The following is a 14231-nucleotide window of genomic DNA, read 5'->3' on the forward strand; positions in this document are numbered from 1 at the left end:
TCAGAGGTCAATGAGTCCATCGAGCACGGAAGCGGCCGCACCCGGCACCGTGGAACGTTCGAAAGCACCGGCCCGGCCTCCGGCGACCGCCTGAGATCCGGCGCCTGCCGCCCCACGGAGAAGCATCGAACGCCGAAGATGCCGGATCTAAGGGGCGTAAGAGACATAAGACCCATAAGAGGATCCCTCTTCATTGGTCCATATGCCGCTAAGTGACTATGTTGCTGTCCGCGATCAGATAGCGAACGGGGTGAGCGGGATCGACACTCGAGTGCTGGCAGGCCGCTACCGGCTGCTCAACCCCCTCGCCGAGGGCGGGACGGGCACCGTGTGGCTCGCCGCCGACGAGACGCTCGGCCGTGACGTGGCGGTCAAGGAGATACGGCTCCCGCCGGACCTCGGCCCCGTCCAACGGCAGGAGATCTACGTCGCCGCGCTCCGGGAGGCCAACCTGGCCGCCCGGCTCAAGCACCCGTCGATCGTCACCGTCCACGACGTGATCATCGAGCAGGATCGGCCCTGGCTCGTCATGGAGCGGCTGTCGGGCGCGACCCTGGAACAGACCGTCCGCGAACGACGGCCGCTGCCGGTCCACCAGGCGGCCAGGGTCGGCGTGGGTATCCTCAGCGCGCTCGCCGCCGCACATTCCGCCGGGCTGCTGCACCGCGACGTCAACCCGGGCAACGTCTTCCTCACCAGGGCGGGCAGGGCGATCCTCACCGACTTCGGCCTCGCCGTCGTCGACGGCGAGGCCACCTCCGGGCGCACCGGCCACCTGGTCGGCACACCCAACTACGTCGCCCCCGAACGCCTGCGCGGCGAGCGCGGCAGTCCCGCCTCCGACCTGTGGTCACTCGGCGCGACCCTCTACTTCGCCATCGAGGGCCTGCCGCCGCATCCGGCCGCGACCTCCATCGCGGTGATCAACCGGGTGCTCACCGAACCCGCCAGACCGCCCGAGCGAGCGGGCGCGCTGGGCCCGCTGCTCATGCTCATGCTCGACCCCCTGCCCGAGGCCCGGCCGTCCTTCGACACCGTGTCGCGCGTTCTGGGAGAGGTCGCCACCGGACACCCGGCCACCGCCCCCGCCCCCGCCCCCGCGTTCGTGCCCGCGCCGCACCGCCCGCAGCCGGCCCCCGCCCTCCGCGGCGTCGTCCAGCCCAGGGGCGCGGCGCTGTGGGCCGCCGTCGAGGTGGGAGTGGTCGCGGTGGTCATCGGGGCCACGATGGGCGTGGTCCATCTGTCCGCGGACCCGGCACCCGTCGAGAAGCCCGTCACGTTCAGCGAGAAACCGGGCGCCTTCACCACCCCTGTGGACATGTGCAAGCTGCTTCCCGTCGCCGACGTCAGGCAACTGCTCCCGGCGCTCACGTCCGAGGGAGAGCCGACCAGCACCGGTGGTTGCCAGTGGGTGATCAGCGGCATGGGACTGGAGATGAGCCCCTCGGGTCTGAACAAGCAGTGGGGCAAGAGCCCGCGCCAGGCTCACGAGCTGTTCGTGAACGAACGCAACAACGTTATCCCCAACGGCCAGGTCGCCTGGAGCTGGTCGGACATCGACGCCGGCATCCGCTCCGCCCGCTCCACGGGTCCGCTACCGGTCAAACCAGCCGGAAGCGAGGCTTTCGGCTATGACTTCTACGAAAACCGGAAGACCGGCAGGCTCGAACAGAGCCACGTGGTCTTTCGCGTCGACAACCTGGTCGTCGACGTCGCCTACACGGTGGTGGACGGCAGCAAGGACGGCCCCGCGGTCCAGGCGGGTGCCCACACCGCCGCCGTCTGGGTCGCGAACGCGCTGAACAAGCAGAAGGCTGGCGGATGAACCATCCAGACACCCCCCGATCGCAGGGCAGGCACGCCGGCGGTCCCACGGATCTCAGGCCCGAGGCCGGAGCGGAGGTCCCGTCGGTACTGGAGCAGGCCTCGCTGGAACAGCTGATCGGACGGCTCGGGCCGATGCCGCCGCAACGGGCCGCCGTGGTCGGCCTGGCCGTGCTGGACCAGCTTGTGGCCGTGCACAACCGCGGGATGCTCCACGGTGACGTACGGCCGGGCTCGGTGCTGCTCGGTCCCTACGACCAGATCATCCTCACCGGGCCGAACCTTCCCTCCCCGGCCTTCACCGCTCCCGAGGGGGTGACGAGCCCCGCCGCCGACCTGTGGTCACTCGGCGCGACCCTCTACACCGCCGTCGAGGGCCACCCGCCGGCACCCGGCGGCGCCCTGAACAACGCGGGCCCGATCGCCCCCATCCTGTTCGGCCTGCTGTCGGGAGATCCCACGCAACGGCCCGCTCCGGGGATCGTGCGCAGCACCCTGCTCGACATCGCGCACACCCGCGCCGAGCCCTCGCCCCTGTCGTCCTCCGTGGACTCGTTCCCTCCGCCGTTCGCGGAGCCGTTCACCTCGCCGCTCGCGGAGCCGCCCCCTTCGTTCGGGGAACCGTTCGCTCCGCCGTTCGGGGAGAGATCTCCCTCGCCGTTCGGGGAACCGTTCGCGCCCCCGTTCGGGGAGAGGTCCCCGTCGCCGCTGCCGGCTCCTCCGCTGCCCGGCCCCGCCGCGTTCCCCCCGCCCCCCAGGTCGTTCGGGTCCGAGGCGTCCGCTTCCGCGCCCTCCGGCCCCGAGACCACACCGCCTTCCGGCCCCGAGGCGTCCGGAGGCTTCGGTCCCGACACCGCGCCGTTCAACCTGAGGATCTCCGGCACGTCCGGCCCCTTCAACGGTGACGCGACGCCCTACGGCCTCAGAACCTCAGGCGCCTCCGAACCCCTCACTCCCCAGGCACCCGAGACGTCCGATCCCCTCGGCTCCGGCAGCGCGCCCGGAACGTCCGGACCCGGCGGCTCCGAGGCGACCGCGTCCATCTCGCCGGCCCTCCACGAGCAGACCTCCACCCTCCACAACCCGACGCTCCTCTCCGCTCTGCCCTCCCCCGGCGATTCGTCCCTCCCGGACGATCCCCCCTCACGTGAGCCGGCCCCGGGCACCGGCACAAGGCGTGACATCCCCCTCGCCTCCCCGTCGCCGACCGGCCCCACCGAACGCTCCGGTCTGCGCACCGGAGTGCTCGTGCCCCGCCCCATCGTGGCGCTGACCGGCGTCCTGCTCGTCGCCATGGCGGTCACCATCGGCATCCTGCTCCCCCAGACGCTCGGCGGCGCGGACGAGAACGACCCCGCCGCCGACGCGGCCGCTCCCGGGGCCAAGGGACTCTTCGCCGCCGCGCCCAGGGCGTGCAGCCTGCTCGACGACAAGCAGGCCGCCGAGGTCGTTCCGGGGTTCAAGAGCTCGGAGGTCGAGGTCTCCGAGTGCAACTGGCTCAACTCGCACGACTGGCGCAAGCCGAGCGTGGAGAAGTTCGACCTGCGCGTACGGCTGGTCGCCCAGAAGCAGGACGGCTCCGAGCTGGCGAGGGCCAAGGAGTATCTGTCCGGCAAGAAAAGCGACTTCGCGGAAAAGGTCGAGTTCACCACCCCGAAGCCCGCCCCGCCCAAGGACCTGAAGGGGATAGGCGAGGGGGCCTTCTCCTTCGGCAGCTACAACACGATCAATCTGTACGGAGGGTCCTACAAGGTGACCGTGGTCTTCCGGGTCAGCAACCTGGTCGCCGAGGTCGAGTACGAGCGGGGTGGCGTCAAGACGGACTCCAACGGCAGGATCGCGGCGAACGCGGAGAAGGTCGCCCGCTGGATCACCGAGTCCCTGAAAACCCATGGCTGACCCGTCACTCCCGGTGCTCGCGGGCCGATACCGCGCGCTCGAACGCCTCGGGGAGGGCGGGATGGGCGTGGTCTGGCAGGCTCGCGACGAGCTGCTCCACCGCGAGGTGGCGATCAAGGAGGTGCGGATCGACCCGCACCTGCCCGAGGCGCATCGCGTCGAGATGCGAGAGCGCACCCTCCGCGAGGCTCGCGCCGCCGCCCGGCTGAGCCATCCGTCCATCGTGGCCGTGCATGACGTCATCGCGCAGGACGGTCGCCCGTGGATCGTGATGGACCTGGTCAGGGGCCGGTCACTGGGCCAGGCGATGCGCGCGGACGGACCGCTCCCGCCCCGATGGGTGGCCGCGATCGGGCTGGCCGTGCTCGACGCGCTGGCCCTCGCGCACAGCCGGGGCATCGTGCACCGGGACGTGAAACCGGCCAACATCATGCTCGCCCAGGACGGCGGGGTGCTGCTGACCGACTTCGGCATCGCCACGCTTGAGGGCGAGGTCCAGCTCACCTCGCCGGACGCGCTGGTCGGCTCCCCCGGTTACATCGCCCCCGAACGGCTGCGCGGCACCGGCGACGGCCCGGCCGCCGACCTGTGGTCCCTGGGCGCCACCCTGTACGCGGCCGTCGAGGGCCGGGGCCCCTTCCAGCGGGACACCCCGGTGGCGACCCTCGGAGCGGTGCTCACCCAGGAGACCCCGTTCCCCTCCCGGGCGGCGACCCTGGCACCCGTGCTGCTCGCCGTACTGGCCAAGGACCCCAGACAGCGTCCCCGGGAGTCCTGGCTCCGCGCCGCCCTGCACCAGGTCGCCCAGGGGCTTCTCCCGGAGCCGCTGCCGACGACCGGGCCGCAGGAGGGAACGACCGCGCCGCACGCGCGGACCTCGCCACCGAGGCCACGCCGCACCGGGCTGATCGCCGGGGCCGCGCTGGCGGTGGTCGCGGCCGGGGCCGCCGGAGCCGTGCTTCTGTCGACCCTCGACGAGCCGGCGACGCCCACGGCCTCGCCGAGCGCCCCCGACCCCCGTGCCGGACGGTTCCCCACCGCTCCCGACCCGTGCACCCTGCTGACCAAGCCTCAGAGCCTGCTCGTGGTGCCGGACTCGTCCCCGATACTTATGGAGCCGGCCGACGGTGAACCGTACTGTTTCTGGGACAACGACAAGGCCGACAAGCGCACCCTCCGGATCGCCGTCGGTCACAAGGGCTCCGTACCGGGGAAGAGCGGCCCCGACGCGGCCCACACGTTCTTCATCGCCGAGCGCACCGCGATCGTCGCCGACGAGGGAACCGGCCTTCTCGGCTCGACCGGCCCGCTGAGGAACGTGGGCCGGGTCGGGGCGGAGTCGTTCTCCTACGACAGCGTCGCCCTGGACCAGGTCAACGCGATCATTCGTTTCCGGGTGAGCAACCTGCTGATCCAGGTCAACGTGTCGGAGAAGGGCGAACGGGCGAGCACCGAGCTACGCCGGCACGCCCTGCACGTCGCCCGTCAGGTCTCCGAGGAGCTGAACAGCCGTGACTGAGGACTCTCGCGTCACGCGAACCGCGACGGGACGACCGGCGGGGGCGAGCAGCCAGGCGGGGAGAGCACGACCGGCACGGGCGAGGCGACCGGTATGAGCGATTCCGGCCTCCTCGCCGGGCGGTACCGCATGCTGGAGCGCCGGGACCCCACCGGAACGAGCTGGCGCTCGCGTGACGAGCTGCTCCACCGCGACGTCACGATCTCCGAGGTACGGCTCCCGCCCCCGGGCCCGTACCGCGACCGGCTCCTCGGCCAGATCCGCGCCACGGCCGGTCTGCGGCATCCCGGCATCACCGCCCTCCACGACGTGGTCTCCACTCCCGACCGGATGTGGCTGGTCCTGGAGTCGGTCGAGGGCCGTTCACTGCTCCAGACGGTCCGCGCCGACGGCCCGTTCGCCCCGGAGCGCGCGGCCGAGATCGGCCTGCGCGTGCTGGACGCCCTGGCCGCCGCCCATGAGCGGGGCGTTCACCTCGCCGCCACCCCCGACGCCGTGCTGCTGACCCCCGGCGGCCGGGTCGTCCTGACCGGCATCGCCTCCCCCGTTCCCCCCGACGAGCTGCGCGACCTGGGCGTCACCCTGTTCGCCGCCGTCGAGGGCCGGATGCCGGACACCGGGCCCCACGCCGGTCTCCGCATGGCGGACGGAACCCCCCTGGCCGATCCCGTCACCGGATCGACCCGCTCGGGCCCGCTGACCCCGCTGCTGGACGAGCTGCTGGCCACAGAGCCCGTCCGCCACCCCGACGCCACCTCGGTCCGGCTGACGCTGGAGAGGATCGCTCCTCGCCCCGCCCGGCAGGGCCCCCGCCGCGGCCCCCTCGTCGTCGCCGCGGCCGTCACCGCCGTCCTGGTCCTGGGAGGCGCCACCTTCTGGCTCTGGCCCCGCTCAGCCGACCTCACGCTTCCGGCCATGGAGCCGACTCCAATGGCCGAGCCCGCATCGTTCCGTGCGATCCCGCGACCCTGCGGTCTGCTGTCGAAGGAGCAGCTGGAAAAGCTCTATCTCAAGACTGCCAACCCCTTCACCGAAACCTCCACCAAATGCGGCTGGGGAGCAGCTAACGATGGCCAGCCGGAGAATCTCAATCACCTGATCTCTTACGAGATCGCGATCTTTCCCACCCAGAATGACGAACCTGGAAGACAGAGGGCACACAAAGCCTTCACAGACCGTCTCGCGTCGGCGAGACTGTCCACCGGGACTGACACCGCGGGCGCTACCCGAACCCCGCCCGCCCCTGTCCGTGGAGTCGGTCAGGAGGCTTACACCGGAACGCTCGACACGAGCGAGGAACACGCCGTGGCGGTCGTCGTCCGGGTGAGTAATCTGCTGGTCTCGATTGAATATCAGCGTGGCGCGGGCCCGAACAGTTCGGGTCAGACGGAGAAAGGCGCGATCGACGCGGCGAAGTGGATCGCGGAAGCGCTGGCTCGCCAGAGGTGAGCAGACATCTCCTCGTCCAATAGAACAAGCTCACCGATGCTGATCACCGGGCTGTCTCCGCGGTTCCTTCTCCGGACAAAATGAAGCGGACCTCGTGGCGCCGGAGTGGCCGGACGCAGGCCGTGCACAGCAGGACGGGGTCGAACGCGGCGCCGCACGGCCTGTGGGTGATGGACAGGGCCGATCCCTCGGGGCCGGGAAGCTCGCCCTGGGCCCAGTCGACCAGGAAGGCGAAGACCTCGAAGAAGGCCAGGCCCTTGTCGGTGAGACCGTAGGAGCCGTCGGGGCGGGGGTCGAAGACGCCGAGCTCGACGAAGCGGCGCAGGCGGTCGGTGAGCACCGAGGGCGCGATGCCGAGCTCCGACTGGAAGTCGACGAAGCGGTGAGTGCCCAGGAAGGCCGCGGAGAGGATGCTCGTGCTCCAGCGGTCGCCGAGGATCTCCATCGAATCCGGGCAGTAGCCGATCAGATCGGACTCCGCGACGGGGTGGACCGTGCGGCGGTGGCGGCGGGACGGGCCGCTCCGGGAGAAGACGGCCCGCGGGCCGAACTCGGTCCGGGTGTCACGGGCGCTCATCGAGGCCAAACAGGAACCGCACCCGAGGTACGGGTTCGCGTCCTCGCCGCACAGGTCGTGGCGGAGCGGCTGCAGCTGCCTCCGGTTCGCCCAGACCCGCTCCCACGTGTGGATGGCCACCAGCAGCGCCCACAACCGCAGTCCCCGCCCGGTCAGCCGGTATTCGTAGCGGGTCCGGCCGTTCCGGTAGGCGGCCAGCTGGAAGATCCCGTGGCCGACCAGCTCCTTGAGCCTGGAGGCGAGCACCGACTCGGAGATGCCCAGCGCGTCCCGCCACGCGGCGAAGGTCCGGATCCGCAGGAGGAACGCCCGCTGCAGGATCAGCAGCACCCATCGATCCCCCAGGATCGCCAGCGCCTGCCCGATCGCACTGAGCTCGGCTCTCGCCGGCTCCTGCTCAGCGCCGTTCACAGCCTTTCCTCCCCATGGTCGCCGTGGTCGCCGGCGAAGCGCCAAACCAGCCAGTCCCGGTCGGCTTAGACAGCTTTCCTTACTCTTCCGTAAAACGATCACCGCGAAACGCCCATTGATGCGCTAACTTCTTTCCTCGCGGCCGTCGGCGTCTTCCGAAAACCCCCGGTGACAATGGGTGAATCGGACAGGCCGAATCCGTGCCCGCCGGATGTCCGCGCGCCGGCCCGAACCAAGATCATGGACCGGAGGTCCGCGGTCGCCCCGGGGACTCCGAGGGATCTCAACAGCGTCTTCCCTCAGGACGGACCGGCCTCGCGGCCGCCGGACGGCGTCACGCCCTCACGGCGACGATCGGATAATCACGATATATCTCGGCTGGAACCCTGGCGGTGGGCCCACACGTTGTACGGACGACGCACAATGAACAACAGATGGGGCGTCCGCCCCGCGTTCGGAGGATGTTGAGGATGTCGCCCATCCAGAAGTACGCGATCGGCGCCGGGGCCGTGGTGTTCCTGTCCTGGATCTTCCTGCCGGGTCTCGTGACCCTGCTGGTCGTCCTGGGCGTCATCGCCGCCCCGGTCATCGGATACATGATGCTCGACCCGTCCCAGCGCGAGCGGCTCAAGCGCGCTCGCAGGCGCGGCCTCGGCCGCTGAGCCGGCGCATGCCACACGCCCGTCCCTCACTCGGGGGGGCGGGCACCCGGCATGCCCTCACGAAGCCCGTAGCCCACGTCGAGGACGGGTGAGGCCCCAGATCAGATCGATCAGGGCCCGGGCCGCCCCGGAGCCGAACCGGTCAAGGGCTTCGGGCCGCCCGAAGGCCGGGCCGCGCAAAGGCCGGACCGCTCGAAGCCTGGGCCGCTCAAAGGCTGGGCCGTTCAGAGGCCCAGCCGGTCAGGCGACGCTCCGGTCAGGCCGGTGAGGCGGCGAGCTCGGTCTCCACGCGCCGGGTGACCTTCCGCTCGAACACGAACGACAGAAACGGCACGGTGCCCGCGAGCATCACGCCCACGATGTACTGCCACGACCAGCGGGACTTCATGCCCAGGTTCATCGTGGCCACCAGGTAGAGCATGTAGAGGAAGCCGTGGATCGGGGAAACGATCTTTGAGGGCTGGTCGATGCCGAAGCCGTACCTGAGCACGATGCAGGTGCACAGGACGAGCAGCATCGTGCCGACGATATACGCCAGGACGCGAAAGGGCTTGAGGGCGGATTCCACGGTCATCTACCTCGGTCTGGGAGTTCGGGCACGGTAACGATACGTCGGGGACTCACGCGGCGGCCGGTTCGGGCTTGCGATTCTGCTCGTCCGTACGGCCTTGCAGGGCGTCACGGACGAAGTGCCACCACATGAAGACCGCGAACAGCCCGAAGATCCACCACTGGGCGGCATAGGCGAGATTGCGCCAGGTGAACCCGCCGGGCTCTGTCGGGGCGGCCACGCTCACCGGCTTGACGGCGACGGCCGGAGCGGGGGACTGCCCGGTGGCCACCACATACCCGTTGCGCAGCTTCACGCCCCGCCACACGTTGATCAGTTCGCCCGACGACACGGTCATCACCTGCCCGGGAGGAAGCTGCCGGGGCCGGCTCACCACGGTGTCGAGGTTCTCCGAGGGCTGCAGCCGCCCGGTGACCGTCACCTTGCCCGACGGCACGGCGATGGCCGGATCGTCTGCCGTGGCCACCCACCCGCGCACGACGGGGATCGAGGTGCCGTCGCCGAGGTCGAGCGGGGCGAGCAGCCACAGACCGTTGTCGCGCTCGGCCACCAGGAGCTGCTTCGACGCGTCGAAGGTCCCCTCCGCCGTCACCTGACGGCTGACCGCGTCGGTCGTCATCTGCCTGCCGGGCACCGTGAGAGTGCCGACCGCCACCGGCGCGGGATCGAGCACCGCGTGAGGCTTACCGGAATCCTCGAAAACGCCGAGCTGCCAGCGGCCCAGCAGCCCGCACGCGACAAGCGCTCCTATCGCGATCAGGTGGAGCGCCACCACGCGCGGAGAGAAAAGGATCCGGAACATGACACCACGCTATCCGCCCTGCACCTCGGTCCTCTCCGCAGTACCGCACCTCAACCCTCCGCGAAGGCCTCACGGGGCATGAAGTATCCGCGAAAGTGTCACAAACTGGTGTTGAGAAGGCCCCTGATGTCGCTAAAGTCGACGCATGTCTGATCCTCAGATTGACCCAGCAGGTAACACCCAGGCGTTTCGTGCGTTCGCGCAGGGGAAGGAGGCGGAGGCCGTCCCCCAGAAGCGGTCGTACACCCTGCCGATAGTGGCGGTCGTCGCGGTGCTGGTCATCGTCGTCATCGCCGCGTACCTGCTGCTCTAACAGTCAAACAACCGACAGCGCCGACGGCACCGCCCTCGGCGCTTTTCGTGTTTCCCAGACCTGGCTTTTTGTGTTGCCCGGACCCGGCATGGAGTACGGCCTCCAGCGGATGACCGCTCCTGTCGTGCTCCCCCCGGCCCTCAAGGTTCCGGTCCGCACCGGCAGTGGTCGCCGCTGACCAGCGGATCCGCTGGTCAGCGGCGACGGCCCTACCTGCGCTCGCTCATCACCAGGGCGCTGCCGCCACCCCTCCTGACGGGTTCGGCCACCGCCTGGATCCTGCCGTGGCGAAGGAACTCGATGGCGGTGGCCGCACCGATCTCGGGGGTCGGCGCGAAACTGTGCCCCCTGAGCGTCAGCTCGGCCCCGTAGCGGTCGATGAAGCCCTGCTCGGCCTGGGTCTGGGCGGTGTTGCGCTGGCTGGCGCGAGGAGCGGCCAGCGCCTCGGGCAGGGACATGCCGAAGTCCCAGCGGTTGGCCAGGATCTGCAACACGGTCGTGATGATCGTGGCGCCACCGGGCGAACCCAGCGCGAGCAGCGGCTTGCCGTCCGCCAGGACGATCGTCGGGGCCATCGACGAGCGGGGCCGCTTACCGGGCGCGGGCAGGTTCGGGTCGCCGGGGGCGGGGCCGAAGGTGAAGTCGGTCAGCTCGTTGTTGAGCAGGAACCCCCGGCCGGGAACGACGATGCCGTTGCCGCCGGTCGACTCGATCGTGATGTTGTAGGCGACCACGTTGCCCCACCGGTCGGTCACGACCAGGTGGGTGGTCTCGGGGCCTTCGGCGGGCGTCTCGGTGGCCTTCACCGACGGCGCGGCCGGGCAGGGCCCGTACCTCCCGTCGGGGTCGCCCGGCGGGGCCGGGTTGGGCATCGCCCGCTCGCCGATCAGGCAGGAGCGCTCCTTGGCGAACCCGTCGGACAGCAGTTCCTTCAACGGCACCCCGGGGATGTCGCCGACGTACTTGCCCCGATCGGCGAAGGAGAGCCGGGACGCCTCCAGATACTCGTGCAGGCCGACCCTGGGCAGGGCTTCGAGGATGTTGAGCGCCTCGCCGACCGTCGAACCGCCCGAGGACGGGGGCGCCATGCCGTACACGTCCATGCCCTTGTAGGTCATCTTCGTGGGCGGCCGTTCGAGCGCGCGGTAGGCCCTCAGGTCGGACGCCTCCATCAGGCCCGGCCGCACCTTGCGGGTGGACCCGGGCGTGACCGGCGGAGTCTTCACCGTGGCCACGACCTCCGCGCCGAGAGACCCCTTGTACAGCCAGTCACCACCACGTTTGCCGAGCTGCCGGTAGGTCTCGGCCAGCTCGGGGTTGCGGAACGTGGACCCGACCGGCGGCGGGGCGCCACCGGGAAGGTAGAGCTTCGCGGTGGAGGTGAAGTCCTTGAACCGGGCGGCGTTGGAGGCGGTCTGGTCGTAGAAGGTCTGATCGATCTTGAACCCCTTCGAGGCGACCTCGATCGCGGGGTCGAGCGCCCTCTTCAACGAGAGCGTGCCGAACCTGCGCAGCGCCAGCTCCCACTGCGCCACACTGCCCGGCACTCCGGCGGACAGCCCGCTGGTCACGGCCTCCTCGAACGGGATGCCCTCCAAAGACGTCGGGCCCATCGCCCGCGGCGCCGTCTCACGGCCGTCGATCGTGTGGACCTTCTTGTTCCGCGCGTCGTAGTAGACGATGAACCCGCCCCCGGCCAACCCCGCAGAATAAGGTTCGGTCACACCGAGCGTGGCCGCCGCGGCGACCGCCGCGTCCATCGCGTTGCCGCCCTGGCGCAGCACGCCCAACGCGACCTTGCTCGCGTCCAGGTCGACGGTCGAAACCGCTCCGCCGTACCCTTCGGCGACGGGTTTCTTCTCCACCCCGGGTGGCGACGCCACCGCGGGTTGCACGAACAGGAAAGAGGTCCCGGCCAGGATTCCGGCAAGGGGAACGGCGATGCGATGAGTGATCATTAGGCCTCCCGCAGACAGCTTGACTCAGCCTGTCCGTCTTGTCAGCCCCTCTCTGACGATTCAGCCGCCTGACGTATCGACCGTTCCCCACGACCGGCGATGTAGTCTCCCCCGCCTCCCCCGTCTCCCCGGACGACGGCCGGGTCGATCCACCGGCATCCCGGCAAAAACCCTCGTACACCACCACCTCGAATGGGACACTCAACGTGTTCACCGGAACACGGAGGGGCATACGATCATGGTCATGACATCGCGACGGAGCCACGCGGTTCTGCGGCCTTCACCCGAGACCGAGTCCAAGCCCTTGCCGGGTACGGCGCGCGAGCTCTTCGACGCGCTTCCGCAGCTTCCCGGGCTGCGGACCGAAGTCATCGACGGGAGATTGATATTGACATCCTCCTCTGCCTGAAGGCAGAAGATTCCAACGGCACCTACCCCACCAGGAGAAGATCACGTTGAGGTTCGCGGTTCACCGGCCCGCCCAACGGCGAGCCTCCCCGCGCAGCCACCGCATATCCCTCGGCGGTATCTCGAAGGTTCTTCGCCGCGTTGACGTCAGCGTTGTCCCGATGCCCGCACGCCACGCACGAGAAAAGCGCTTGGCTCTCACGACTCTCCCGGGCGATGTGCTTGCAGGCGTTACAGGTCTGCGACGTATACCGCGGATCGATCTTCCACACCCGGCCCGGGGCCTTGTGCTCCAGCCGGACCGCCAACCGCCCCCACCCGCTGGCCAAAATGCCCCGGTTCAATCCCGCCTTCTGCCGCACCTTCCGGCCCGGCGCCTCCAGAGTGCCTTTCGCCGACCGGGTCATCGCGGAAATCTTCAGGTCCTCGACGCCGATCACGTCGAACCGGCGGGCCAGATCGGTGCTGGTCTGCTCCACCCAGTCCTTGCGCCGATCACCCTCCCGGGCTTTCAACCTCGCGATCGCGGTCTTGACCTTGGCGCGGCGCTTGGACCCGGGCTTGGCCCGAGCCAGGGCGCGCTGCAGTCGCAGCAGTCGCTTCTTCTGCCCTTGGCTCAAGGTGGGAACGGTCAGCGGCTCACCGGTGGACAACGTCGCCGACACCACCACACCCCGATCCACCCCAACGGCCGCACCCGTCCCCGGTCCGGGGACCGGCGCGGGAACGATCGCGAACGCCACATGCCAGCGCCCCGCCGCATCCCGGGTGACCCGGAAGGACTTGGCCTCCCCCACGGGGCGCGACCACCGGAACCGCACCCAGCCCACCTTGGGGATGCGCACCTGGCCGACCTTCCGGGAGAGGCGGCGCACATCACCCGGTTTGACCGCGACGATCCGAAACCCCTCACCACGACCGCGCCGACGCCACCTCGGCCGCCGGTGGGTTTTGCCGAAGAAGTTCGCCATGGCCTGGTGGAAGTCCTTCAGTGCCTGCTGCTGGACGATGATCGACCCGGCGGCCAGCCACGCGCAGGCGTCGCGGGCCTCGGTGAGCTGACGGCACTGCTCGGCGAACCCCGGCGCCGGCGCACGCCCGCCCCGCCAGTGGGCGTGCTGCTCCACCGCCAGATTCCACACATACCGGGCGTGCCCGCAGTGCTCCAGCAACGCCGCCTCCTGGGTGGGCGAGGGGTGCAGCCGGTAGCGGGACACACCGAGCAACCTACCGATTCTCACCGACAGAAACCGGAGACCACCATGGGTGACCGTTCCGCGTTTCCTGCCCGCCCTGAAGGACGAGACCTCCACGCTGCAAGTGCCCGGTGAGCCCGGTGGGCACCCCCGAGCACGCCAGAATCGCGATGCGCCTTTACAGCGCTCTCCTTCCGCTCATTGAGGAAAGGGGGTGGGACGGTTTCAGTGGCAACGTCGACGTCTGCATCGACGGGCCCCGCGATCCGGTCGAGCCCGACTTCGTCCTGGCTCCCGCCGACTGCCCGCGCGGGGGCACCCGCGAGCTGCTCTCCTCCGGCCTGCTCATGGTCGCCGAGATCGTGTCGCCCGGGAGCGTCGTCGACGACCGTGACCGCAAGCCCGGCATCTACGCCTCCGGGCTGGTCCCCGTGACGCTCCTCATCGACCCCGTGGCCGCGCCCGCCACCGTGACGGTCCTCAGCGACCCGAAGGAGGGGGAGTACCGGACTTCCACCCGCGTCGCGGTGGGCTCTCCGCTGCACATCCCCGATCCGGTCGGTTTCACCCTGGAGACGTCGGTCTTCGAGAAGGCCCTGGGCAAGGCGTGACGAGGTCCGTACGGCGCACACTGTGTCGAGG

The 14231-nt window shown here is 69.9% G+C and carries 12 protein-coding genes; 7 read left to right on the top strand and 5 right to left on the bottom strand.

Features of this window, described 5'->3' with window-relative positions; genetic code table 11:
* Nucleotides 1-250 precede the first annotated feature (250 nt).
* The 4 genes from J2853_RS27010 to J2853_RS27025 all read left to right on the top strand — a co-directional run bounded on the left by J2853_RS27010 (nucleotide 251) and on the right by J2853_RS27025 (nucleotide 6691).
* Nucleotides 251-1825, top strand: coding sequence for a serine/threonine-protein kinase (locus tag J2853_RS27010; RefSeq protein ID WP_307562706.1), 1575 nt, complete (start codon nucleotides 251-253; stop codon nucleotides 1823-1825).
* Entirely contained in the window at nucleotides 1822-3723 is a 1902-nt protein-coding gene (locus J2853_RS27015; protein ID WP_307562708.1) for a protein kinase family protein, read from the top strand. Before J2853_RS27010 ends, J2853_RS27015 begins: the two co-directional genes overlap by 4 nt.
* Nucleotides 3716-5242: a serine/threonine-protein kinase gene (locus J2853_RS27020; RefSeq protein WP_307562711.1), complete on the top strand. Its 1527-nt coding sequence runs from the start codon at nucleotides 3716-3718 to the stop codon at nucleotides 5240-5242. The genes J2853_RS27015 and J2853_RS27020 overlap by 8 nt, the downstream gene beginning before the upstream one ends.
* 93 nt (nucleotides 5243-5335) lie before the next feature.
* Complete coding sequence (locus J2853_RS27025) at nucleotides 5336-6691, top strand: serine/threonine-protein kinase (RefSeq protein WP_307562713.1); 1356 nt, start codon at nucleotides 5336-5338, stop codon at nucleotides 6689-6691.
* Between the two features lie 43 nt (nucleotides 6692-6734).
* Here J2853_RS27025 and J2853_RS27030 read toward each other — a convergent pair whose 3' ends face one another.
* Nucleotides 6735-7679: a winged helix-turn-helix transcriptional regulator gene (locus tag J2853_RS27030; protein WP_307562715.1), complete on the bottom strand. Its 945-nt coding sequence runs from the start codon at nucleotides 7677-7679 to the stop codon at nucleotides 6735-6737.
* Nucleotides 7680-8149: 470 nt separating this feature from the next.
* On the opposite strand from J2853_RS27030, the gene J2853_RS27035 reads away from it, so the two are divergent.
* Nucleotides 8150-8341: a tail-anchor membrane protein gene (locus tag J2853_RS27035; protein WP_307562717.1), complete on the top strand. Its 192-nt coding sequence runs from the start codon at nucleotides 8150-8152 to the stop codon at nucleotides 8339-8341.
* A gap of 256 nt (nucleotides 8342-8597) precedes the next feature.
* Here J2853_RS27035 and J2853_RS27040 read toward each other — a convergent pair whose 3' ends face one another.
* A complete protein-coding gene (locus J2853_RS27040; RefSeq protein ID WP_307562719.1) occupies nucleotides 8598-8915 on the bottom strand; it encodes a DUF3817 domain-containing protein in 318 nt (105 codons plus the stop codon).
* A gap of 46 nt (nucleotides 8916-8961) precedes the next feature.
* Nucleotides 8962-9714 carry an SURF1 family protein gene (locus J2853_RS27045; RefSeq protein WP_307562721.1) on the bottom strand — a complete coding sequence of 251 codons (753 nt, stop codon included), beginning with the start codon at nucleotides 9712-9714 and terminating at the stop codon, nucleotides 8962-8964.
* A gap of 145 nt (nucleotides 9715-9859) precedes the next feature.
* Between J2853_RS27045 and J2853_RS27050 the strand changes: the two genes are divergently transcribed.
* Nucleotides 9860-10027: a hypothetical protein gene (locus J2853_RS27050; RefSeq protein WP_307562722.1), complete on the top strand. Its 168-nt coding sequence runs from the start codon at nucleotides 9860-9862 to the stop codon at nucleotides 10025-10027.
* A 209-nt stretch (nucleotides 10028-10236) separates the two neighbouring features.
* Here the strand turns inward: J2853_RS27050 and J2853_RS27055 are convergent, their stop codons facing one another.
* Nucleotides 10237-11985, bottom strand: a complete 1749-nt coding sequence (locus J2853_RS27055) for a gamma-glutamyltransferase family protein (protein ID WP_307562724.1) — start codon at nucleotides 11983-11985, stop codon at nucleotides 10237-10239.
* A gap of 431 nt (nucleotides 11986-12416) precedes the next feature.
* The gene (locus J2853_RS27060; RefSeq protein ID WP_307562726.1) at nucleotides 12417-13610 is read right to left on the bottom strand and encodes an RNA-guided endonuclease InsQ/TnpB family protein; all 1194 of its coding nucleotides are present in this window, start codon (nucleotides 13608-13610) and stop codon (nucleotides 12417-12419) included.
* A 119-nt stretch (nucleotides 13611-13729) separates the two neighbouring features.
* Between J2853_RS27060 and J2853_RS27065 the strand changes: the two genes are divergently transcribed.
* Entirely contained in the window at nucleotides 13730-14200 is a 471-nt protein-coding gene (locus J2853_RS27065; protein WP_307562728.1) for a Uma2 family endonuclease, read from the top strand.
* Nucleotides 14201-14231: the final 31 nt, after the last annotated feature.

This window comes from Streptosporangium lutulentum (assembly GCF_030811455.1).
Lineage (GTDB): Bacteria > Actinomycetota > Actinomycetes > Streptosporangiales > Streptosporangiaceae > Streptosporangium > Streptosporangium lutulentum.

What these genes read in the sequence shown, in the direction of transcription:
- J2853_RS27015 (WP_307562708.1), top strand. Translation starts at nt 1,822, where the DNA reads ATGAACCATCCAGACACCCCCCGATCGCAGGGCAGGCACGCCGGCGGT.
- J2853_RS27020 (WP_307562711.1), top strand. Translation starts at nt 3,716, where the DNA reads ATGGCTGACCCGTCACTCCCGGTGCTCGCGGGCCGATACCGCGCGCTC.
- J2853_RS27025 (WP_307562713.1), top strand. Translation starts at nt 5,336, where the DNA reads ATGAGCGATTCCGGCCTCCTCGCCGGGCGGTACCGCATGCTGGAGCGC.
- J2853_RS27035 (WP_307562717.1), top strand. Translation starts at nt 8,150, where the DNA reads ATGTCGCCCATCCAGAAGTACGCGATCGGCGCCGGGGCCGTGGTGTTC.
- J2853_RS27040 (WP_307562719.1), bottom strand. Translation starts at nt 8,915, where the DNA reads ATGACCGTGGAATCCGCCCTCAAGCCCTTTCGCGTCCTGGCGTATATC.
- J2853_RS27045 (WP_307562721.1), bottom strand. Translation starts at nt 9,714, where the DNA reads ATGTTCCGGATCCTTTTCTCTCCGCGCGTGGTGGCGCTCCACCTGATC.
- J2853_RS27050 (WP_307562722.1), top strand. Translation starts at nt 9,860, where the DNA reads ATGTCTGATCCTCAGATTGACCCAGCAGGTAACACCCAGGCGTTTCGT.
- J2853_RS27055 (WP_307562724.1), bottom strand. Translation starts at nt 11,985, where the DNA reads ATGATCACTCATCGCATCGCCGTTCCCCTTGCCGGAATCCTGGCCGGG.